Origin of the sequence: Hyphomicrobium sp. 1Nfss2.1, assembly GCF_965243865.1 — a bacterium.
In the GTDB taxonomy this organism is placed as follows: Bacteria; Pseudomonadota; Alphaproteobacteria; order Rhizobiales; family Hyphomicrobiaceae; genus Hyphomicrobium_A.
Genome location: NZ_OZ251603.1, coordinates 2,420,288 through 2,441,586 on the forward strand (window position 1 = coordinate 2,420,288; position 21,299 = coordinate 2,441,586).

General features: G+C 63.5%; 18 protein-coding genes. 10 read left to right on the forward strand and 8 right to left on the reverse strand.

Annotated elements, in window-relative coordinates:
* Nucleotides 1-315: 315 nt before the first annotated feature.
* From hemE to rho, 3 genes are all read left to right on the forward strand, one after another.
* The gene (gene hemE / locus ACP15D_RS11760) at nucleotides 316-1,392 is read left to right on the forward strand and encodes a uroporphyrinogen decarboxylase (RefSeq protein WP_424957681.1); all 1,077 of its coding nucleotides are present in this window, start codon (nucleotides 316-318) and stop codon (nucleotides 1,390-1,392) included.
* 3 nt (nucleotides 1,393-1,395) lie between these two features.
* Nucleotides 1,396-1,926 (forward strand): protoporphyrinogen oxidase HemJ, encoded by a 531-nt coding sequence (gene hemJ / locus ACP15D_RS11765; RefSeq protein ID WP_424957682.1) that lies wholly within the window; start codon nucleotides 1,396-1,398, stop codon nucleotides 1,924-1,926.
* Nucleotides 1,927-2,156: 230 nt separating this feature from the next.
* Nucleotides 2,157-3,422: a transcription termination factor Rho gene (gene rho, locus ACP15D_RS11770; RefSeq protein WP_424957683.1), complete on the forward strand. Its 1,266-nt coding sequence runs from the start codon at nucleotides 2,157-2,159 to the stop codon at nucleotides 3,420-3,422.
* 242 nt (nucleotides 3,423-3,664) lie between these two features.
* Here rho and ACP15D_RS11775 read toward each other — a convergent pair whose 3' ends face one another.
* From ACP15D_RS11775 to ACP15D_RS11785, 3 genes are all read right to left on the reverse strand, one after another.
* On the reverse strand, nucleotides 3,665-3,994 hold the full coding sequence (locus tag ACP15D_RS11775; RefSeq protein ID WP_424957684.1) for a GIY-YIG nuclease family protein: 330 nt from the start codon (nucleotides 3,992-3,994) through the stop codon (nucleotides 3,665-3,667).
* A 319-nt stretch (nucleotides 3,995-4,313) separates the two neighbouring features.
* A complete protein-coding gene (locus ACP15D_RS11780; RefSeq protein WP_424957685.1) occupies nucleotides 4,314-5,285 on the reverse strand; it encodes a sterol desaturase family protein in 972 nt (323 codons plus the stop codon).
* A 141-nt stretch (nucleotides 5,286-5,426) separates the two neighbouring features.
* A complete protein-coding gene (locus ACP15D_RS11785; protein ID WP_424957686.1) occupies nucleotides 5,427-7,457 on the reverse strand; it encodes a thioredoxin domain-containing protein in 2,031 nt (676 codons plus the stop codon).
* Nucleotides 7,458-7,535: 78 nt separating this feature from the next.
* Here ACP15D_RS11785 and mnmE point away from each other — a divergent pair, with 78 nt between their 5' ends.
* The 7 genes from mnmE to coaA all read left to right on the forward strand — a co-directional run bounded on the left by mnmE (nucleotide 7,536) and on the right by coaA (nucleotide 14,988).
* Nucleotides 7,536-8,867 carry a tRNA uridine-5-carboxymethylaminomethyl(34) synthesis GTPase MnmE gene (gene mnmE, locus ACP15D_RS11790; RefSeq protein ID WP_424957687.1) on the forward strand — a complete coding sequence of 444 codons (1,332 nt, stop codon included), beginning with the start codon at nucleotides 7,536-7,538 and terminating at the stop codon, nucleotides 8,865-8,867.
* Nucleotides 8,868-9,246: 379 nt separating this feature from the next.
* Nucleotides 9,247-11,118, forward strand: coding sequence for a tRNA uridine-5-carboxymethylaminomethyl(34) synthesis enzyme MnmG (mnmG, locus tag ACP15D_RS11795; RefSeq protein ID WP_424957688.1), 1,872 nt, complete (start codon nucleotides 9,247-9,249; stop codon nucleotides 11,116-11,118).
* A complete protein-coding gene (gene rsmG / locus ACP15D_RS11800; protein ID WP_424957689.1) occupies nucleotides 11,118-11,792 on the forward strand; it encodes a 16S rRNA (guanine(527)-N(7))-methyltransferase RsmG in 675 nt (224 codons plus the stop codon). The genes mnmG and rsmG overlap by 1 nt, the downstream gene beginning before the upstream one ends.
* Complete coding sequence (locus tag ACP15D_RS11805; protein ID WP_424957690.1) at nucleotides 11,789-12,613, forward strand: ParA family protein; 825 nt, start codon at nucleotides 11,789-11,791, stop codon at nucleotides 12,611-12,613. Before rsmG ends, ACP15D_RS11805 begins: the two co-directional genes overlap by 4 nt.
* Before the next feature lie 86 nt (nucleotides 12,614-12,699).
* Nucleotides 12,700-13,578, forward strand: coding sequence for a ParB/RepB/Spo0J family partition protein (locus tag ACP15D_RS11810; RefSeq protein ID WP_424957691.1), 879 nt, complete (start codon nucleotides 12,700-12,702; stop codon nucleotides 13,576-13,578).
* 96 nt (nucleotides 13,579-13,674) lie between these two features.
* On the forward strand, nucleotides 13,675-13,995 hold the full coding sequence (locus ACP15D_RS11815; protein ID WP_424957692.1) for a phosphoribosyl-ATP diphosphatase: 321 nt from the start codon (nucleotides 13,675-13,677) through the stop codon (nucleotides 13,993-13,995).
* Between the two features lie 39 nt (nucleotides 13,996-14,034).
* On the forward strand, nucleotides 14,035-14,988 hold the full coding sequence (coaA, locus tag ACP15D_RS11820) for a type I pantothenate kinase (RefSeq protein ID WP_424957693.1): 954 nt from the start codon (nucleotides 14,035-14,037) through the stop codon (nucleotides 14,986-14,988).
* A 105-nt stretch (nucleotides 14,989-15,093) separates the two neighbouring features.
* On the opposite strand, the gene ACP15D_RS11825 is transcribed toward coaA, so the two are convergent.
* The 5 genes from ACP15D_RS11825 to leuS form a co-directional block, all read right to left on the reverse strand.
* On the reverse strand, nucleotides 15,094-15,666 hold the full coding sequence (locus ACP15D_RS11825; protein ID WP_424957694.1) for a hypothetical protein: 573 nt from the start codon (nucleotides 15,664-15,666) through the stop codon (nucleotides 15,094-15,096).
* Between the two features lie 205 nt (nucleotides 15,667-15,871).
* Nucleotides 15,872-16,873 (reverse strand): adenosine kinase, encoded by a 1,002-nt coding sequence (locus tag ACP15D_RS11830; protein ID WP_424957695.1) that lies wholly within the window; start codon nucleotides 16,871-16,873, stop codon nucleotides 15,872-15,874.
* A 110-nt stretch (nucleotides 16,874-16,983) separates the two neighbouring features.
* Nucleotides 16,984-18,015 (reverse strand): DNA polymerase III subunit delta, encoded by a 1,032-nt coding sequence (gene holA / locus ACP15D_RS11835; RefSeq protein ID WP_424957696.1) that lies wholly within the window; start codon nucleotides 18,013-18,015, stop codon nucleotides 16,984-16,986.
* A gap of 62 nt (nucleotides 18,016-18,077) precedes the next feature.
* A complete protein-coding gene (locus tag ACP15D_RS11840; protein ID WP_424957697.1) occupies nucleotides 18,078-18,518 on the reverse strand; it encodes a hypothetical protein in 441 nt (146 codons plus the stop codon).
* A 117-nt stretch (nucleotides 18,519-18,635) separates the two neighbouring features.
* A complete protein-coding gene (leuS, locus tag ACP15D_RS11845) occupies nucleotides 18,636-21,257 on the reverse strand; it encodes a leucine--tRNA ligase (protein ID WP_424957698.1) in 2,622 nt (873 codons plus the stop codon).
* Nucleotides 21,258-21,299: the final 42 nt, after the last annotated feature.

Below are 21,299 nucleotides of genomic sequence, written 5' to 3' on the forward strand. Positions count from 1 at the left end.
CCCAAATCTGGGACTGTCCAACAGGGAGTTCGTCTCTCCATGAGGATTGGAGTGTTCTTGGCCCCTCGTCCAGCACCTCTCAACACGTCCACCGTACCAGTTGCAGCGTCCCACCCTACCCTAGGGCGTTGATGGGACAGTCCATAAATCGCTCTAGTGGCTCCGGACCTCCCCGGACCACCAGATCAGCTGCCGCTCGTCTACCCCTGTGCGCGACCTCAGGATTAGGCTAGGACAACCAGCTAATCCTCAGAACCCCCCGGGGTAAGAGTAGTAAAAATAAAAGTCTAAGATTCTAGATTGGTTTAAGTACAGATGGGCGCACCCGCACAGGCTTCGGCCAAATCCTTCCCGAAGCGCAAGCTGCTGGAGGTCCTTTTCGGCGAAGCCTGCTGGCCACCGCCGATCTGGCTCATGCGCCAAGCTGGGCGCTACCTGCCGGAGTACCGCCAGGTGCGCGCCTCCGTCGGCGGCTTCCTCGAGCTCTGCTACACGCCCGCCCTCGCAGCCGAAGTCACGCTGCAGCCGATCCGCCGCTACGCCTTCGATGCGGCGATCCTGTTCTCCGACATCCTCGTCGTCCCCGATGCACTGGGCCAGGGCGTCCGCTTCGTCGAGGGTGAGGGCCCGCGTCTCGATCCGATTACCGACGCTGCCGGCCTCACCTGCCTGAACCCCAGCGCGACGGGTGAGAAATTCTCCCGCGTCTACGAAACCGTGCAGCGCTTGCGCCAGGATTTGCCGCCCGAAGTCGCGCTGATCGGCTTTTGCGGCGCCCCGTGGACCGTCGCCACCTACATGGTCGGCGGCCAGGGCTCATCCGACCAGGCTGCGGCCCGCACCCTCGCCTACCGTGACCGCGCAACCTTCGCACAGTTGATCGACATCGTGATCGAGACCTCGATCGAATATCTCGACGGCCAGGTGCGCGCTGGTGCCGACTGCCTGCAGATCTTCGACAGCTGGGCCGGCAACCTCCCGGATGGGGAATTCGATGATTGGGTGGTGGCGCCGACCCGTAGAATCGCCGCAGAGCTGAGACGTCGCCACCCGCAGGTGCCGATCATCGGCTTTCCGCGCGGGGCAGGCAGCAACGCAGAACGCTACGCGCACGAAACGCGCGTCGAGGGACTTGGATGCGACACGGCCATGCCGTTGCGACAGATGCAGGAGCTTGCGCAGAGAGCGGGCGTTGCCGTGCAGGGCAACCTCGATCCGCTGCTGCTCGCCGCCGGCGGCCCGATGCTCGATGCGCGCGTCGACGCAACGCTAACAGCGCTCCGCGGGGCTCCGTTCATCTTCAACCTCGGACACGGCATCATTCCGCAAACCCCGCCCGAGCACGTTTCCCAGCTGGTCGAGCGCGTTCGCGCTTCCAAGCCGGACGCCTGAGCCATGGCCGATCTGCCGCCGGACGGTGCCTCACCCGCGAAGCGCGCCGCGATCGCGCTGGCAATCACGGTCGGCTTGCTCGTTGCGGCGTGGCTCGTCCTGGGAGATGGCGCCTACCTGTGGGTGAAGGCCGCGCACATCATCGCCGTCATCGCCTGGATGGCTGGCATGTTGTATCTGCCGCGGCTGTTCATCTACCACTGCGACGCGCCGAAGGGCTCTGCCCAATCCGAGACCTTCAAGGTCATGGAGCACCGGCTCCTCAACGTCATCATCAACCCGGCGATGGTCCTCACCTGGGTGCTGGGGCTATGGCTCGCTTGGCAGGGCGCCTTCTTCACCGATGGCTGGCTGCACGCCAAGCTTGCACTCGTCCTCGCCATGTCGGGCGTGCACGGATTTTTTTCGGCATCCGTGCGCCGCTTCGCTGCCGACGCCAACACCACTTCGCAGCGCGCCTGGCGCATGTGGAACGAGGTGCCGACTGTCCTTATGATCGTTATCGTGCTTCTCGTGGTCGTGAAGCCGTTCTGACTTAAATCTTGACCGAATAGCTTTTCTCTGGCTTTTCCATCTGCTATAAGGCTTGCTAATTCCACATCGACTCGGGGCCGCTCAGGCCTATGAGTTGGTCGCCAAGGCCCCACCTCAAGGGGTAAGGCCGACCGCCTCGTGGCTTCGCCACGACTGACGAAACCCCCCACCTTCCGGCCACGGCCTCTTTCACATCCCGCCTCATCCGCCGTGGCCCTCCGGAGCATTCCATGAAGGAAATGAAGCTCGAAGACCTCAAGCTCAAGACTCCAGCGGAGCTGCTGAGCTTCGCGGAAGAGCACGGCGTCGAGAACGGCTCAACCATGCGCAAGCAGGAGTTGATGTTCGCGACCCTGAAGCAGCTTGCCGCCAAAGAGGTTGAAATCGTCGGCACGGGTGTCGTCGAGGTGCTGCAGGACGGCTTCGGCTTCCTGCGCTCGCCCGACGCCAACTACCTGCCCGGCCCTGACGACATCTATGTCTCGCCCTCGCAGATCCGGCGTTTCGCCCTGCGCTCGGGTGACACCGTCGAAGGCGTGATCCGCTCGCCCAAGGAAGGAGAGCGTTACTTCGCGCTCCTCAAGGTCTCGAAGATCAACTTCGAGGACCCCGAGGCGACCAAGCACAAGATCAACTTCGACAACCTGACGCCCCTCTATCCGACCGAGTGGCTGAAGCTCGAGACCGAGGATCCGACCGTCAAGGATCTGTCGCCGCGCGTGATCGACATCGTCGCCCCGCTCGGCAAGGGCCAGCGCGCTCTGATCGTCGCCCCGCCGCGCACCGGCAAGACGGTGCTGCTGCAGAACATCGCCCACTCCATCACCACTAATCACCCCGAGTGCTACCTCATCGTGCTGCTCATCGACGAGCGCCCGGAAGAGGTCACCGACATGCAGCGCTCGGTGAAGGGCGAGGTCATCTCCTCCACCTTCGACGAGCCGCCGTCGCGCCACGTGCAGGTCTCGGAAATGGTCATCGAGAAGGCCAAGCGCCTCGTCGAGCACAAGCGCGACGTGGTCATCCTGCTCGATTCCATCACGCGTCTGGGTCGTGCCTACAACACCGTTGTGCCGTCCTCCGGCAAGGTGCTGACCGGCGGTGTCGACTCCAACGCCCTGCAGCGCCCCAAGCGCTTCTTCGGTGCGGCCCGTAACATCGAAGAAGGCGGCTCGCTGACCATCATCGCGACGGCCCTCATCGACACCGGTTCGCGCATGGACGAGGTCATCTTCGAAGAGTTCAAGGGCACCGGTAACTCGGAAATCATTCTCGACCGCAAGGTCTCCGACAAGCGCGTCTTTCCGGCGATCGACGTGTCCCGGTCCGGCACCCGCAAGGAGGACCTGCTCGTTCCGAAGGACCAGCTCAAGAAGGTCTACGTCCTGCGCCGCATCCTCAACCCGATGGGCACACAGGACGGCATCGAGTTCCTCATCGACAAGCTGCGCTCGACCAAAACCAACGGCGAGTTCTTCCAGTCGATGAACACCTGATCGCGCACCGTTGCGCTTCACATGAAACAGCAAAGGGCCGCTTCACCGCGGCCCTTTTTTATTGTCTGCAGTGCTTTGAAGCCGCCGCACGCATCCGCTTAACCCGCTTTCGACACCCGCACCCGCCCCTTCACACCGGCGACACGGGCGCGTGGAGGTGACGTGGAGGCAGCCCACCTACGCTTCCTCCCCACCTCCGTCATCCCGGCGAAGGCCGGGACCCAGACACCTTTCCCCACGTGCTACATCGGCGGTAGATCTGCCGGCATATCGAGGATCGTCCCGTCGCTGCGATCGAAGAGATCAATCCATTCCGGATTGGCGCTCTCGATCAGCCGCAGCTTCCATAGCCGGTTCCACTTCTTCAGCCGCTTCTCGCGCACGATGGCCGCGTCCATACTCTCGTGCATCTCGTAGTAGACGAGATGATGCACGTGGTGCTTTGCGGTGAATCCTTCGCGCAAATCCTGAACATGCTCGCTCATGCGGCCTTCAAGGTTGCTTGTCACGCCGATGTAGAGCGTTCCATTGCGCGCGCTGGCGAGAATGTAGACGCAGGGACGCTTGTCCAAACGCAGCCCCAAGGGTGCAGGATCGAATGGGCCAGCCTGCAACAACCGTAGCGAATTTTGAAGCGCGACTAGGTTCCCGCCTGCGCCTGCGCGGGAATGACGGGTGTTGTGTGTCTGCGCCCATCCGATACGTCAGGGCGTGCGATCTCCCCCTCTCAAGTCATTCCCGGGGCGGCGGGAATCCAGACACCTCTCCCCACGAGGCGCGTGGGGAGAGGTGTCTGGGCCGCCAGAGGCGCCCGGCGCCAGCGGCGGGCACCAGCTTGCGCGTCACCCGCCGCACACCAAGCTTCCGTCCATTCGTATTGGAGCAAAAAACCTACTCTGCCGCGTCGACGATGCGGCGCGCTTCCTGCGCGGGCGTCTCGGCCGGTTGCGCCTTCGGCTTGTAGCGCTCCGGCTCACCCTGCCCCGGCTTGTAGTAAAGCGGCAGCAGCACCTGCTCGATGTAACCCTTGGGATAATGCGGCAGTTCGTCGACGCCGAGGTCCTTCGCCGTGATCGGCCGGGAAGGATGCTCGTTGAATGTCCCGAACACTCTGTCCCACACCGTGAGCAGCAGGCCGAAGTTGCAATCGCCTTCTGTGCCCCAGTTCACGTGATGCAGGTGGTGGACACGCCCGATCGAGAGATGCTTCTGCAGCGGTCCAAGCCGCGCATCGACGTTCGAGTGCTGCACGATCAGCGTCACCGTGATGAGGAAGCCCAGCACCACGGCCACAGGCGCCGGCATGCCGATGATCACCAGCGGCATGTTGCCGACCATCATATCGATCGCCTGATGCAGCGGATGGCGCAGCACGCCGTTGAAGCCGTAAAGCCGCCCGACGCCGTGATGCACGGCATGCAGCCGCCACATCGGAGACCACTTGTGGCTCAGATAGTGCATCACCATGAACGCGAAGTCGGCGAACACGAACGCCATGATGACCTGCGCCCACATCGGCCACTGCGTCGGCCACAGGCCCTGGAACGGGAACAGCCAGCAGATCACCGGGATCAGCAGCACGCCGACGGTCGCCTGATACTCGTAGACGACGAGATGCAGGAAGTTGGCGGTATTGTCGCCGTGCGACTCGTGATCGTTCCAGTCGTCGAAGAAGGGCGCGATCTTCTCCGCGCCGAACGCCGTCGCATAGGCGATGACCAGCAGCGGCAGAATCAGCAGATAGGCCCAGGTGTGGCCCTGCGCGACGACAAGCTCGGCAACAACCCAATAGGCAGCGGCCGTCAGGCCGAACATCATGAAGGGTGCGTAGCCATAGCGCACGATCGTGCGTAGTGCCGACATCAGCAAGTCTCCGAAAGGGGCGTCACGAGTTCCAGCTAACTCCGACATCCGACTACCGGCTGAGATGCGCTCGCATTGGCGATGGCCAATGGGCAGACTCAGGCCGGCTCTATGATGTCACCTCACGCGTATTGAGCTTGTTTACAGACTTCGTTGTTCTTTTAGCGTTCGAGCGAGTTCGTCGGGCGCCGTCAGCGGCGGTGAGCACTGGGGCCCAAGACACACATAAGCTGTCGCAACTCTGTTAACAGCATTCTTACCGGCAAGGCCCGGTAACGTCGCACCACTCGCCGTGTCATGCAGAGCGTATGTTAGAGCCCCGGGCAAAGAAATACTTCTGATGACCTTGATCAGATCGGCACCACCTTCAAACTGATCTCCGGCAACTACGACCTGCTGCGGTGCTAGATAATCGAACGCACTAGCAAGCAGTCCGGTATGTGCGACAATATTGCGCCCCACCTCCGCCGCGAACGCCGACACCAGTGCCGACGCGCGCTCCGCGAATCGCTCATCCCCGCTTATAGTTGTTAAAGCAACGAGATTGGCAAGCATGATGGCATTGGCATTTGGTGTCGCATCGTCGCTTCCCGGCCTGAGGCGCACGATGACATCGTCGGTATCGTCGGCCGAGGTCGCGTAGCCGCCACCGTCTGCCACCCAATAGTGCTTGTTGAGCACATCTACCCATGCGGCCGCTTGATCGAAGTAGTGCTTCGAAGCCGTTGCCTCGAACAATCTGAGCGCACCCCAGATCATGTTCGCGTAATCGCTCGCCGTGGCTGGCGCCTTGGCGCGCCCGCCGCGATAGCTGTGATAGAGCCGGCCGTCGCGGCCCATGCGCGTCACCACGAAGTCGAACGCGCGCTGGGCCATCTCCAGCCACGACGGCTCGCCGAACACCACCGACGCCCGCGCCAGCGCCGCGATCATCAACCCGTTCCAGTCGGCCAGCACCTTGTCGTCCCAGCCCGGACGCACGCGCTTGTCGCGCTCCACCAGCAGCCTCGCCCGTAATGTCGCGAGCCGCGCCTCCTCCTCCGCGCTGCGCAGCGGCACCTGCTGCAGTCGATTGAGGATGTTGTGTCCCTCGAAGTTGCCATCCTTGGTGACGTCGTAGGCCTGCGCGAAGTGTCGCCCGTCCTCTTCTCCGAGCACGCGCACGATCTCGCCCAGTGACCAGACATAGAACTTGCCTTCCTCGCCTTCGGAATCGGCATCGAGCGAAGCTGCGAACCCGCCACCCTCGGCGATCATCTCGCGTTGCAGCCACGCGACGGTTTCTGCGACGCGCACCCGGTAGAGTTCCGAATGCGTCTCGCGATCGACCTCCGTCATCAGGTCGATCAGCAAAGCATTGTCGTAGAGCATCTTCTCGAAGTGCGGCACCAGCCAGAATGCATCGACCGAGTAACGCGCGAAGCCTCCACCCAGATGATCGTAGATCCCGCCCTGGCAGATATGATCGAGCGTGCGTGTCACCGCCTCGCGCGCCGGCGCATGGTCGTAGCGAATACCGCCGCGCCACAACAGCCAGAAGAAGCTCCACTGCGGAAACTTCGGTGCGCCCTGCAGGCCGCCGAAAACCGGATCGACCGCGGGCACCAGGCGCACGGCGAGATCCTTCAAAAGCCGGTCATCGATGGTCGCCGCCGCAGCACCTTCGCGCGGCTCTCTCTTCAGCGCTGCCGTCAATTCGCGCGCGTTCTCCGCCACCTTTTCAGGCTCGTCGCGGAACACCGCCGCGACACGCTTCAGCACGTCGACAAACGCAGGCCGGCCGTAACGCGTATCCTTCGGAAAGTAGGTGCCACCCCAAACGGGACGCGCATCAGCATCAAGGAACATCGTCAGCGGCCATCCGCCATGTTCGCCCAGCGTATGCAGTGCGCTCATGTAGATGGCGTCGATGTCGGGACGCTCCTCGCGGTCCACCTTGATGTTGACGAACAGCTCGTTCATCACCGCCGCTGTCGCCTCGTCCTCGAAGCTCTCGTGCGCCATCACGTGGCACCAGTGGCAGGCGGCGTAACCGACAGACAGCATGATCGGCTTGCCCGTCCGCTTCGCCTCGGCAAGCGCATCCGGACCCCAAGCCCACCAGTGGACGGGGTTGTCTTTATGCTGCAGGAGATATGGGCTCGTCTCTCTGCTAAGGCGGTTCTCGCTCATCACCTTCCCCTGCTGCCGGTCCAAACCGCGGCCCGCGGCTAACATGGGGCCTTAACGCCCTAACGGCTAGTTCAGTGCATGGCCGCACCAACGACAATCTTTGCCCTTTCGACCGCACCAGGACACTCCGGTGTAGCTGTCATCCGCATCAGTGGACCCTGCGCTGGGGATGTCCTCGATCGGATGTCACCACCACGTCCCGATCATCGCTACGCCGCGCTGAGACGTATCCGCGACCCTCACAGCGGAGACCTTCTCGACGAGGCATTGGTGCTGTGGCTCGCAGCCCCCCGGACCGAGACGGGCGAGGACATGGCCGAGCTCCACCTCCACGGCAGCCCGGCGGTCGTCAAAGCTGTCCTCTCGGCGCTCGGACGCTTCGAAGGTTGCCGCCTCGCCGAGCCGGGAGAGTTCGCCCGCCGCGCCTTCGAACACGGCAAGCTCGATCTCGCCCAGGTCGAAGGCCTCGCCGATCTCATCGACGCCGAGACCGACGCCCAACGCAGCCAGGCGCTGGCACAGATGCGCGGCGCGCTATCGAGCCTCTATGAAGGCTGGCGTCATGACATCCTCGAAGCCAGCGCCCTGCTGGAAGCAGCCATCGACTTCAGCGACGAGGACGACGTCGCGACCAACGTCACAGACCGCGCGCTATCGATCGTCCGCAAGCTGGAAGGCGAGATCTCCGCCCACCTCGACGACGGCCACCGAGGCGAGATCCTGCGCGACGGCTTCCGCGTCGTCCTCGCCGGTCCACCCAACGCTGGCAAATCCAGCCTCTTGAACGCACTTGCCCGGAGGGATGCTGCTATCGTCTCCGAGGAGGCCGGCACCACGCGCGACGCCATCGAGGTGCGTCTCGATCTGGAAGGTCTACCAGTCATCGTCACCGACACCGCAGGCATCCGCACCGCGTCCGGTGAGGTCGAAAAGGAAGGCATCCGCCGCGCACTGGCACACGCCAGAGAGGCCGATCTCATTCTCTGGCTGAACGATGCGACGGCGCCCGCCGCCACGCCTCCGCCTAAGGACATCGCCCCCGGGGACAAGGTTCTCGTCCCCATCGCCACTAAAATAGATATTCCCGGCGCCGCCCTGAGTGCCGACCAAGTCGCCATCTCAGCCAAGACCGGAGCCGGACTCCCGCAGCTGGTCGCCGCCATCACGGCAGCTGCACGCAACCGCATCGGCGCCTCGACGACACCGGCCATCACCCGCGAGCGCTACCGCCAGCAACTCACGCAATGCATGAGCACACTACATGCGTTCATGCAGGGCAACATGATGGAACAGGAACTTCGTGCCGAAGATCTCCGCCAGGCCGCCGGCGCATTGGGACGCATCACCGGCCGCATCGACGTGGAAGATGTTTTGGGCGAGATCTTCGGCCGCTTCTGCATCGGCAAATAGCTGACCCGACGATTCACGTGAAACACTTGATTAACCATCCGCTGGCCCAGCGACTGATTCACGTGAAACAGATCATTAACCATGAGTTGATGCAGCAACTTTGATTCACGTGAAACATTTTCTTAACCGGCCGGGCTGCTTGCGGACTCCAGCTGCCAAATCGATTCACGTGAAACACTTCGCTAACCTCTCCACGCGGGTTTGATTCCCGCCCACCTGTCAACAAAACGTTTCACGTGAAACCTTCCATCAGGCTCTTGCCCATTGCGAGCCCGTGCGCCCGCTGATTCACGTGAAACACTCTCTTAACCACGTTCCGGCCCTTTGATTCGGCGCGGCCTCTCCATTAGGTTCGCCGCTCAACACCCGGATTTTGCAGATGTCAGACGCCAAGTTCGACGTGATCGTTGTGGGCGGCGGCCACGCCGGCTGCGAAGCCGCGGCCGCAGCCGCGCGCATGGGCGCCCGCACAGCCCTCGTGACCCACGCCTTCGCTACCATCGGCGAAATGTCCTGCAATCCAGCCATCGGCGGCCTTGGCAAGGGCCACCTCGTGCGCGAGGTCGACGCCCTCGACGGTCTTATGGGCCGCGTCGCCGACGCCGCCGGCATCCAGTTCCGCCTCCTCAACCGGTCTAAGGGCCCCGCCGTCCAGGGCCCGCGCACCCAGGCCGACCGCAAGCTGTACCGAGCCGCCATGCAGTCCGCGATCCGGGCCACGCCGAACCTCGAGGTCGTCGAAGGTGGCGTCGAGGACCTGATCGTATCCAATGGCCGCGTTTGCGGCGTCGTTACGGGCGATGGCCGCGAGCTGTCCGTCGGCGCCGTAGTCTTGACTACCGGCACGTTCCTCAATGGTCTCATCCACTTGGGTGAGCAGAAAATCGCTGCAGGGCGCGCCGGTGAAGCCCCGGCCCTCAAGCTTTCAGACCGTCTCTACGCCCTCGGCCTTCAGCTCGGTCGCCTCAAGACCGGCACTCCGGCCCGCCTGTCGAAGGCCTCGATTGCCTGGGACAGCCTGGAGCAGCAGGCCGCCGACGACCCTCCAGTCCCCTTCTCGTTTCTGACCGACCGGATCACCACGCCCCAGGTCACCTGCGCCATCACCCGTACGACCGAGGCGGCGCACGCCATCATCCGCGCCAACCTCGCCCGCTCGGCCATGTATTCCGGGCAGATCTCGTCGACCGGCCCCCGCTACTGCCCCTCAATCGAGGACAAGGTCGTCCGCTTCGCCGGCCGTGAGACCCACCAGGTTTTCCTCGAGCCTGAGGGCCTCGACGACGACACCGTCTATCCCAACGGCATCTCGACCTCGCTGCCCGCCGACGTCCAGGAAGCCTTCATCCGCACCATGCCGGGGCTGGAAAACGCCGTCATCAAGCGGCCCGGCTACGCCATCGAGTATGACTATGTGGACCCGCGCGAGCTGACCCCATGCCTTCAGGTTAGCCGCTTGCCAGGCCTGTTTCTGGCAGGTCAGATCAACGGCACTACCGGCTACGAGGAAGCCGCCGCCCAGGGGCTCGCCGCCGGCATCAACGCCGCCATCCTCGCCGGCGGCCGCGAGCCGGACTTCGTCGTCTCCCGCGCCGACGGCTACCTTGGCGTCATGATCGACGACCTCGTCACCCGCGGCGTCACCGAGCCATACCGCATGTTCACCTCGCGGGCCGAGTACCGCCTGCGCCTGCGCGCCGACAACGCTGACCAACGCCTCACCCCGCTCGGCCTTAACATCGGCTGCGTCGGCCCGGAACGACGCGCGGCGTTCGATGAAAAAGAGCGAGCGCTGTCAGTGGCATCTGAGCTTATCTTAAAGCTATCTCTCACGCCGACCGAAGCTGGCCGTCACGGCCTCGACGTCAATCGCGATGGCCGCCGCCGCACTGCCTTCGAGCTTCTGGCCCTGCCCAACGTCGACATCGCCCGTCTCGCCGCCATCTGGCCGGAAATTGCTGCCCTGTCGCCCGCTGTCGCTGCCCAGGTGGCTGTCGATGCCCGCTACGCCGCCTACGTCGAGCGCCAGGATCTCGACGTCGCCGCGCTGCGCAGGGACGAGGCCCTCGCCATTCCTCCGGGCTTCGACTACACAGCCCTGCCGGGCCTTTCCACTGAGGTTCGCCAGAAGCTCGATAAGCACCGCCCGGCCACGATCGCTCACGCCGCCCGCATAGATGGGATCACGCCCGCGGCCCTTCTTCTCGTCCTCGCCCAGCTGAAATCGGCCCCCGCTCGGAAATCCGCCTGATGGGCGCAGCTCCCCCCGCAAAAATCGATTCGCCCGCTGATTTCGCTCGTGTTTTCGGCGTTTCACGTGAAACGATTGAGAAACTTGTTGCCTACGAAGCCCTGCTCCGCCAGTGGCAAAAAACGATAAATCTCGTAGCCCCGAGCACCCTGGCCGACATCTGGCATCGCCATTTCGCCGATTCCGCTCAGCTGCTCGCCTTGGCGCCGTCCGAAGCTCGGAATTGGCTCGATCTGGGTTCCGGCGCCGGCTTTCCCGGCCTCGTTCTGGGGATTCTCCTCGCAGAACAGGTAGGGGCTAAGATGACCCTGGTCGAAAGCGACACCCGCAAGGCCGCTTTTCTCCGCGAAGTCGCCCGTCGCACTGGAGCAGCTGTGGACATCCAACCCGAGCGAATCGAAAAAGTTGCGACTCAAACTAAGCTTGGCGCTGTCGACGTGATCACCGCACGCGCGTTGGCGCCCTTGCCGCGTCTGCTTGAATTAGCGGCTCCGGCCTTCTCCGCCCATACAACTGGGCTGTTTCTGAAGGGCCGCGAAGCCGAAACGGAAGTTGATGCGGCCAGGGAGCGGTGGGCGTTCGAAAGTGCGCTGCAGCCCAGCCTGACAGATGCCGGTGCTCGAATCGTCGTAGTCCGGGCGCTGCAGGCTAAGCAGGAGGGTCAACGGCGATGAGCACGACGCGTCCGGGAGAGGCCCGGACTCTGGCAATAGCCAATCAGAAGGGCGGCGTCGGCAAAACGACCACCGCCATCAATCTCGGCACCGCGCTGGCTTCCATTGGCGAGCGCGTTCTGGTTATCGACACCGATCCGCAGGGCAACGCTTCAACGGGCCTCGGGATCGACATCGAGGCCCGCCCGAAAACCAGTTTCGACGTTCTGACCGGCGGCATCGGCTTGATCGAATGTGCCCAGCCCACGGCTGTTCCCGGTCTCTACGTCGTTCCCGCCAACAACGACCTTGTTGGCATCGAAGCTGAGCTCACTGATGCGAATCGGCCGTTCCGCCTGCGTGACGCAGTTGGCGCCATGATCGCGCGTCAGCGGGCCCTGCCGGAAGATCAGCGCTTCAATTACGTGCTGATCGACTGCCCGCCTTCGCTCAATCTTCTGACGCTGAATGCCCTTTCGGCCGCCAACGCCGTTCTCGTTCCCGTCCAGTGCGAGTTCTTCGCGCTGGAAGGTATTTCGCAGCTCAAGGAATCGATCGACCAGATCAGAGCGACGCTCAATCCGTCGTTGGAAATCCAGGGCGTCGTTCTGACGATGCACGACGCGCGCACGTCGCTTTCGCGCGAAGTTGCCGAAAACGTCCGCGCCTTCTTCGGCCCCAAGGTCTACGAGACCATCATTCCGCGTAACACCCGCGTCGCCGAGGCGCCATCGCACGGAAAGCCCATTCTTCTCTACGATTTCGACTGCGCAGGCAGTCAGGCCTACATCAAACTCGCAACCGAGATCATCGAGCGCGAGCGTCGTAACCAGGCGGCCTAGAGTGCTTCCGGAAAAGTGGGAACCGGTTTTCCGATGAGAAGCACGACAAAACTTAGGCTCAAACAGAGCTAACGCCCAGAGGAACCATGAACGCACCAATGCAGAAGAGCCGCCTCGGACGCGGTCTTGCCTCGCTCATCGGGGAGCCGATGCAGCCCGGGCGCGTGCATCTTCCACCCGAGGGCGAGCAGCGCATGGTGCCGACGGTGGAAGTTCGCCCCAGCAAGCTCAATCCGCGCAAGGAGTTTCGCAACGAGGACCTGACCGAGCTCGCTGATTCGATTCGCTCCAAGGGCCTCGTCCAGCCAATCATCGTGCGCCCCGCGCCTGACGGTAACGGCTACGAGATCGTCGCCGGCGAACGCCGCTGGCGCGCAGCTCAGCTCGCTGGCATTCACACCGTTCCCGTGATCGCTCGCGACCTCGACGACCGCGAGGTGCTCGAGCTTGCCATCATCGAGAACGTGCAGCGCGCCGACCTCAATGCCATCGAGGAAGCCGCCGGCTATCGCGAGCTGGTCGAGCGATTCGACTACAGCCAGGAGCAGCTTTCCGAGATCATCGGTAAGTCGCGCAGCCACGTCGCCAACACGCTGCGCCTTTTGAAGCTGCCCGACGGCGTCCAGACCATGGTCCAGGACGGCCGCCTCACCGCCGGTCACGCCCGGGCTCTCATCGGCCGCGACGACGCCGACCAGCTGGCTCAGCGCATCATTGACCAGGCCCTCAACGTGCGTGAGGTCGAGGCCCTCGTCCAAAGCGGCGAGGTCATTCCGCCCGCGATGCCCGTGCCCCGCACCCCGCGCGAGAAAGACCCCGACACCAAAGCCTTCGAGAAGGATCTGTCGAACATTCTCGGCCTCAAGGTCGAGATCAAACGCGGCTCCGGCGAGAGCGGCAACCTCGTCATCAAGTTCGGCAACTTCGACCAGCTCGACTACATCCGCCAGCGCCTCGGCGGCTGACCGGACGGCCAGAAAGGGCCGCTCGGCTTGACGCGAGGCCCCTGTTGCTGCATCTGCCGGGCGCAGTAACCCCTTGCGCCCGTTGAGGATCGCCACATGAGCGACGTGTTGCTGCAACTCGCGGCCACCATCAAGGACCGCCGCGAGGCGGCCGCCGACAGCTCCTATACGCGTCAGCTGCTCGATGCGGGCCCTGCGCGCTGCGCCAAAAAGCTCGGCGAGGAAGCCGTCGAGACCGTCATCGCCGCGGTCGGCGAAAGTGACGAGGCACTAACGGGAGAGGCCGCCGACCTTCTCTATCACCTGCTGGTTTTGCTCGAGAGCCGCAACGTAGCGCTCGCCGACGTTCTGGCCGTCTTGGACGAACGGATGGGAACGTCCGGTTTGAAAGAAAAGGCAGAGCGGACTAAGCGTTGATATAACGAATAACAATCAGGCCCCTGCCCGCTGGCCCCGATGCCGAACCGCGAAGACCTCCAGTTCTCGCCCTACCGCGTTTTCCAGCGCGAGGAATGGGCCCGCCTGCGCGCCGACACCCCAATGACCCTGAAGGAGAGCGAGCTCGAGCAGCTCTCCGGCCTCATTGAAGAGCTTTCGGTCGACGAGGTCGAGACGATCTACCTGCCAATGTCGCGCCTTCTCAATCTCTACGTTGCCGCCGCCCAGCAGCTCCATTCCGTCACGTCGAAGTTTCTCGGCCGCACCGACGGAAAAGTGCCATTCATCATCGGCGTCGGCGGCTCGGTTGCGGTCGGCAAGAGCACCACGGCTCGTGTGCTGAAAGCCCTGCTTGCCCGCTGGCCCGATCATCCGCGCGTCGACCAGATCACCACCGACGGCTTCCTCTGGCCTAATGCAGAGCTGGAGCGCCGTCAGATCATGGACCGCAAAGGCTTCCCGGAAAGCTTCGACACCGCGCGCTTGCTAAACTTCCTAGCGAGTGTGAAGTCAGGCGTAAAACGCGTTGAAGCGCCAGTATATTCCCACTTTCACTACGACATCCTCCCTGACCAGAAAGTCGTCGTCGAGAACCCCGACATTCTCATAGTCGAGGGCCTCAACGTGCTGCAGCCAGCGCGCATGCCGCGCGATGGCCAGGCGATCCCCTTTGTGTCGGACTTCTTCGATTTCTCGATCTACCTCGACGCCGAACCCGAAGTGATCGGCGAGTGGTACGTCGCCCGCTTCATGCGCTTGCGTACCACCGCATTCCGCGACCCCGCGGCATACTTCCACCAGTACGCCAGCCTTTCGCCCGATGCCGCCGTCGCCCGCGCGCGAGATATCTGGCGCTCGATCAATCTCCGGAACCTCGAGGAGAACATCATCCCGACTCGCCAGCGCGCGCGTCTGATCCTGCGCAAGGCCGCCGACCACCACATCGAATCCGTCGCGCTGCGCAAGCTCTGAGCTCGTCTGCGAGCAGACGTCGCCGGGCAAAAAAAGGGCCGCCTTGGGGAGGCGGCCCGTCAAGTGACGTGCTCTAGCTCTAGGTCGATGTGCAGGAGATGCCGCTCAATGAGTGCGCGGCGTCAGCGGTTTTCGCGGTGAACTGACCGCAACGAGAAAGGAACCGACTGCGAGCTGGGCTCGCACGGCGTTCTCCACCGCAGGGTGACGCAGCCAGTGCTGGGCAAGCACCGCATGCTGGTCTATCGCCGTCGTCATCGCTCGAAGCCCAAAGTCAAACCAGTTGGCGAGCAGCGGCGGCTGCGTCGCTACGCGAGCGGGTTCGGCGGCGATATCGTTGTCCGGCGGCTTGGGAAGACCGGCCGGAACGTTGCTGCGGACACTCTTGAGCTGCCGTCGTGAGGCCGCCGAGCGCAGAGGCTGCCCCCGGCGCGTCTGGGAATGTCCAATGTTGTGGAATTCAGGGCGCGCATTCGCCATCAGTTTCGCCTGCTCCACGCGAAACTTGTCGCGCAGCCGGCGAATGGCGGATGGATCTTCGACGCCAAGTGAGCGGATTGCGGTCGTTGGCTTGAGTGCCGGATTGGCCGCAAGTAGAGCAGCGATGCTCTCGAGCTGCTGACTGTCGTCGAGGCCACTGCCCCTCGGACGCCCATAACGCGGCTGCATGGTCGGCATGCAATCGGTCCCCATGACCTTCAACGAAATCGATCGGGATCGAACCCGAATCGCTCAGATGTCTGTAGGGATTATGTTGGTGAGTCAGTGCGTTGCCAGGGAGAATAAATGTCTTGTAGCAGCGAGACGATGCAATCGGTGGTTATTGTGGCCCAATTGCACCCTCGCTTTGCATCGCGAACCTGACGCAACGCCACGGCAGGCGTCAGCCCGGCAGCAGGCCTTCCTGTTGCGCGATCGCGGATAGAGGACGCTCGGGGCGCGCACCAATATGGCTGATCACCTCCGCCGCCGCGAGGCTCCCGAGCCGCCCGCAGTCCGCCAGATTGAGGTTGCGCGTATATCCATAGAGGAAGCCTGCCGCGTAGAGATCGCCCGCGCCCGTCGCATCGACCACCTTGGCAACACGCACCGGGCGTACGTCGACGGTCTCGTTCGCCGTGACGATCAGCGACCCGGCCTCTGAACGCGTCAGCACGGCGATCTGGCATTCACCACGAACCTTCGCCACGGCCTCATCGAAGCTGTTCACCTCATAGAGGGCCGTGATCTCCTTTTCGTTGGCGAACAGGATGTCGGTGCCGTCCTTGATCAGCTTGCGGAAGTCGGCGCGATGCCGGTCCACACAGAACGCATCGGACAGCGACAGCGCCGTCTTGCGACCCGCCTTCGTCGCGATCTCAGCCGCGGCGTAGTACGCGGCTTTCGCCTCCGGCTTGTCGAACAGATAGCCTTCCAGATACGTGATCTTCGCCGCGCTGATCATCTCTGTATTGAGTTCATCGACGCCGAGCTCGGTGCTTGCACCGAGGAACGTATTCATCGTGCGCTCGCCATCGGGCGTGACGAGGATCAGGCAAACGGCAGTCGGCAGCCCGTTCGCCGCCGGGCTCGTATCGAACGCCACCCCTGCCGAATGGATGTCGTGCCAGAACACCTTTCCGAACTGATCGTCGGCTACCCGCCCGATGAAGGCACCACGCCCGCCGAATGAAGCAAGACCCGCAATCGTGTTGGCAGCGGAGCCGCCTGACCGTTCGATCGAAGGGCCCATCAGCCCATAGAGCCTGTCCGCCTCGCTGGCATCAATGAGACGCATGAAGCCCTTGGCCAGGTCGTGCTTCGACAGGAAACCGTCGTCGCAGCGCCCGATGATGTCGACGATCGCATTGCCAATGCCGACAACGTCGTACCGCGTCTCTTGCATGATCCCCCCGATTTCGAGATGGGCGCACTATAGGCACCCGGCCGCCCGGGACAAGTCGCCAGCCTTGCTCGTCAAAACAAGCCATTGGAGAGGTTAACCAGTCGGAGGCCCTAGGCGCGCCCTGCGCGTTGCCGCGCCAAGGAGGCCACAGCTAGCAGCAATTCCTCGGTGATAGCCTCTTCGAGCGCCGAGTTGAGCCGCGCAGCCTTCGCCGCCGCGGCTGTCCGCTTCAGCACGTGAGTGAGCCGCGGCGAACTCCACATGCGGCACTGAAGCCCCAGGGCATCCTTTTGCTTGAAGTGCACGGGCGGCCGCTGCTGACGCATGACATCCTCGAACGAGGCCCCAGCGTCGAGATCTGTGCGAATGCGATGCAGACGCTGCAGGGCCCTCTGCAACGCCGCGATGACCATCTGCGGACTTTCACCTGAGGCCACCGCGCGCGAGAATTCTTCGATCGCCCGTTTCCCGTCGCCTGACACTGCAGCATTGAGCGTCCGGTCGATGGCAAGCTCCGAGGCGTCCCCCACGATCGCCTCGATGTCAGCGGCATCGACTTCATGCTTCCCGGATGCGTAAAGGGCAAGTTTCTCGATCTCGCCACGTGACATGACACGATCGGCGCCCATGCGTGCCACCAGCAGCTCGCGCGCGTCCGACGTGATGCCGAGGCCGTGCGCCTGAAGCACCTCGCGAATGAGCCCTTCGATGTCGGCGGCTTCGTCCCCATAGCAGGCGACCGCCGCCGCCGTAGCAGACTTTTCGAACAGCGCCCGCATGGAGTCGGACGGCTTCAGATTGCCTGCCTCCACAATCAGTGTGGCCGCGAGCGTATTGCTGTCGATCAGCGGTTGCAGCGCTGCGGCGTTGATCTTTCGGCCCGCGGAAACGCGCACCACCTTCGAGCCGCCGAACATCGGGATTGTCTGCAGTTCGACCGCTAGGCGATCGGGATCGGTGTCGAGATCGCTATCGTCCAGCCGCACGATCTCGCCGGTGTCGCGCGCCGCCACCAGCGCCGCGAGCTTCTGCGCGCGCTCGGCGACGAGTCCGACGTCGGTGCCGTAGAACAGCACTGCCGGGACCTTGGGCCCCGGCGGATTCAGAAAGGCATTCGCCTGATGTGCTTTGATGGCGACCATGGTGTGTGCGCGTCCGATTGCAGGCGCGCTCTATAACATGGAAGCAAGCGACGACGAGGCGATCAGGCGGCGCCGGAGAGATAGGCTGCGAGACGGCCCTTCAACTCATCGCCAACCGTCTTGGCCGCGCGATCCTCGGCATCCTCACGCGCGCGCACGTTGGCGAACACGCTGTCGAAGCGCTGGAACGCCACGCGTCCGGTGCTCTGCCCCTGCAGCGCAACCGACTTGTCGGAGAGCCGTACCAGGCGGAACGTGGTGTTGAGGTTGTAGACGCTGCCCGACGAGTTACCGTCCTGCTGCACCAGCGTCGGTGTCAGCGACTCGCGGATGACGATTTCGAGCCGATACACCGGCTCTTGCGCAAGTCCGCCGCCGGTCGACTGGTAGATCAGCTCGTTGCGCAGCCGCTGCCCGACGCGGCCCGGGATGGGCGCGATATCGAGCTGAGCAAGCTTTTCACTGACGTTCGGGCCGCCGGTTAGGGCGCTCGAAGCGTACATTGGACGGAATCCGGAATCACCGCAGCCTGCCACGAGCATGGATGCCGCGGCACACACCAACAAAACCCGGATCGTCCCTCGGCGGCTAGCGTTCAAGCGCCGTCCCCCGTGCTCGGCCTACACGACGACATTCACAATCTTCTGCGGCACGACGATGACCTTCTTTGCTGGTCGCCCTTCGAGAGCGCGCTGCACAGCGTCCAATTGGAGCGCTGCCGCCTCGATCTCGCCGCGATCAGCCGTTCGGGCAATCGTCAATTCATCCCGCCGCTTACCATTCACCTGTACGGCAATGGTAATCGTATCGTCAACGAGCAACGCCGGATCCGCCTCCGGCCACGCCTGATTGGCCAGGAGTGTGTTGTATCCGAGCCGCGCCCAGCTTTCCTCGGCCAAATGCGGCATCATCGGGCCGATCATCTGCACCAGGAACTCGAGCGCTTCGCGCTGCGCCCAACCGAAATCTGTCCCCGATTTCCCCAGGGTGGACGAGAGAACATTTGCGAACTCGTAGACCTGGGCCACCGCCACGTTGAAGCGCAGGCTCTCGATCGAGCGGGCGACGTTATCCAGCGCCTTGTGCGTCGCGCGGCGCAAAGCTGTCGCTTCCGGCCCGAAGCTGTCGGGCTTCGGCGTTCTCGCCGGCACGGCCGCTTCGGCACCCTGGTCGATGATACGCCAGATGCGCTGCACGAACCGCCGCGCACCTTCGACGCCGACGTCCGTATAGATCACGTCACGCTCCGGCGGGCTGTCCGACAGCACGAACCAGCGGGCAACGTCGGCGCCGTAGCGGGAAACGAAATCGTCGAGATCGACCGTGTTCTTGCGCGACTTCGACATCTTCTCGATCGAGCCGATCACCGCCGGCTCGCCGGTCGCGATTTCGAACGCCTTGCGCCCGGGCCCCTCGCCCTCCAGCCGCACCTGCGTCGGCTGCAGCCAGCCGCCATGGCGCGACTTGTAGGTCTCGTGGGTAACCATGCCTTGCGTGAACAGCGCGGCGAACGGCTCGCGCACGTTCTGCGACAGCTTCAGGTTTCCGGTATCGCACATGGCGCGCGTGAAGAAGCGCGAATAGAGCAGATGCAAGATCGCGTGCTCGATGCCGCCGATGTACTGGTCGACGGGCAGCCAGTAGGCGCCAGCGTCCTTCTCGACCGGAACCTCGGCCTGCGGAGACGTGAACCGCGCGAAGTACCACGAGGAGTCGACGAACGTGTCCATCGTGTCCGTCTCGCGGCGCGCTTCTCCGCCGCACGTCGGACACTTTACGTGCTTCCAGGTCGGATGCCGGTCGAGCGGATTGCCCGGCTTGTCGAAGGTCGCATCCTTCGGCAGCTCCACGGGCAGATCGGCCTCCGGAACCGGCACCGTCCCGCACTTTTCGCAATGGATCACCGGGATCGGGCAGCCCCAATAGCGCTGGCGCGAGATGCCCCAGTCGCGCAGACGGTAGTTCACCTTGCGCTGGCCCACGGGCTTCTTGCCGAGCTTGGCCTTCTCCAGCCGCGCCGCTGCTTCCTCGAACGCCTCCGTTGTCGTCATGCCGTCGAGGAACGATGAGTTGATCATCACGCCATCGCCGTCATAGGCCTTTTCGTTGATGGCGAACGTCGCTGCATCTTCGCCCGGCGGCAGGATCACCGGCTTGAACGGCAGGTCGTACTTGCGCGCGAAATCGAGGTCGCGCTGGTCGCCCGACGGGCAGCCGAAGATGGCGCCCGTGCCGTAGTCCTTCAGGATGAAGTTGGCGACGTAGACCGGCAGCGTCCAGTTCTTGTCGAACGGGTGCACGGCACGGATGCCGGTGTCGAAGCCTTGCTTCTCCGCCGTTTCCAGCTCCGCAACCGAAGTGCCCATGTGCCGGCACTCCTCGCAGAACTTGGCCAGCGTCGGATTATTCGCGGCCGCGGCCTTCGCCACCGGATGATCGGGGGAAAGCGCCACAAACGATGCGCCAAACAGCGTATCGGGCCGCGTCGTATAGACCTCGACCTCCGATTCCCCCTCCGGCGCCGTCTTCTTGTCGAGCGCGAAGCGAACCATGAGACCGTCCGAGCGGCCGATCCAGTTCGCCTGCATCAGGCGCACCTTCTCCGGCCACTTGTCGAGCGTCCCGAGGGCCTCCAGCAGTTCGTCGGCATAATCGGTGATGCGGAAGAACCACTGCGTCAGCTCGCGCTGCTCGACCAGCGCACCCGACCGCCAGCCGCGCCCGTCGATCACCTGCTCGTTGGCGAGCACAGTGTGATCGACCGGGTCCCAGTTCACCTTCGACGACTTGCGGTAGGCGAGACCCTTCTTGAGAAGGTCGATAAACAGCTTCTGCTGGTGCCGGTAGTATTCCGGCGAGCAGGTGGCAACCTCGCGCGACCAGTCGAGCGAAAAGCCCATCGACTTCAGCTGCCGCCGCATAGTGTCGATATTCTGGTAGGTCCACTCCGCCGGATGCACCTTCCGCTCCATAGCGGCGTTCTCGGCCGGCATGCCGAACGCGTCCCAGCCCATGGGGTGCAGCACGTTGAAGCCCTTGGCGCGCTTGTAGCGTGCGAAGACGTCGCCCATGGTGTAGTTGCGGGAATGCCCGACGTGGATGCGCCCCGAAGGATAAGGGAACATCTCGAGCACGTAGCACTTGGGATGTTTGTCGTTGTTGGAAGCGCGGAAAATATCCGCCTTCTCCCAGACTTCTTGCCAATGCTTTTCGCGTGCGGGCGCGTCGTATTGAGTAGCCATACGGCGTCAAACTCTCAGGATTTAGCGGCTTTGAGCGGCGTA

Bases quoted from the DNA above. Each gene is read 5' to 3' on its own strand.
- hemE (WP_424957681.1), top strand. From the start codon at position 316: ATGGGCGCACCCGCACAGGCTTCGGCCAAATCCTTCCCGAAGCGCAAG.
- hemJ (WP_424957682.1), top strand. From the start codon at position 1,396: ATGGCCGATCTGCCGCCGGACGGTGCCTCACCCGCGAAGCGCGCCGCG.
- rho (WP_424957683.1), top strand. From the start codon at position 2,157: ATGAAGGAAATGAAGCTCGAAGACCTCAAGCTCAAGACTCCAGCGGAG.
- ACP15D_RS11780 (WP_424957685.1), bottom strand. From the start codon at position 5,285: ATGTCGGCACTACGCACGATCGTGCGCTATGGCTACGCACCCTTCATG.
- ACP15D_RS11785 (WP_424957686.1), bottom strand. From the start codon at position 7,457: ATGAGCGAGAACCGCCTTAGCAGAGAGACGAGCCCATATCTCCTGCAG.
- mnmE (WP_424957687.1), top strand. From the start codon at position 7,536: ATGGCCGCACCAACGACAATCTTTGCCCTTTCGACCGCACCAGGACAC.
- mnmG (WP_424957688.1), top strand. From the start codon at position 9,247: ATGTCAGACGCCAAGTTCGACGTGATCGTTGTGGGCGGCGGCCACGCC.
- rsmG (WP_424957689.1), top strand. From the start codon at position 11,118: ATGGGCGCAGCTCCCCCCGCAAAAATCGATTCGCCCGCTGATTTCGCT.
- ACP15D_RS11805 (WP_424957690.1), top strand. From the start codon at position 11,789: ATGAGCACGACGCGTCCGGGAGAGGCCCGGACTCTGGCAATAGCCAAT.
- ACP15D_RS11810 (WP_424957691.1), top strand. From the start codon at position 12,700: ATGAACGCACCAATGCAGAAGAGCCGCCTCGGACGCGGTCTTGCCTCG.
- ACP15D_RS11815 (WP_424957692.1), top strand. From the start codon at position 13,675: ATGAGCGACGTGTTGCTGCAACTCGCGGCCACCATCAAGGACCGCCGC.
- coaA (WP_424957693.1), top strand. From the start codon at position 14,035: ATGCCGAACCGCGAAGACCTCCAGTTCTCGCCCTACCGCGTTTTCCAG.
- ACP15D_RS11825 (WP_424957694.1), bottom strand. From the start codon at position 15,666: ATGCCGACCATGCAGCCGCGTTATGGGCGTCCGAGGGGCAGTGGCCTC.
- ACP15D_RS11830 (WP_424957695.1), bottom strand. From the start codon at position 16,873: ATGCAAGAGACGCGGTACGACGTTGTCGGCATTGGCAATGCGATCGTC.
- holA (WP_424957696.1), bottom strand. From the start codon at position 18,015: ATGGTCGCCATCAAAGCACATCAGGCGAATGCCTTTCTGAATCCGCCG.
- ACP15D_RS11840 (WP_424957697.1), bottom strand. From the start codon at position 18,518: ATGTACGCTTCGAGCGCCCTAACCGGCGGCCCGAACGTCAGTGAAAAG.
- leuS (WP_424957698.1), bottom strand. From the start codon at position 21,257: ATGGCTACTCAATACGACGCGCCCGCACGCGAAAAGCATTGGCAAGAA.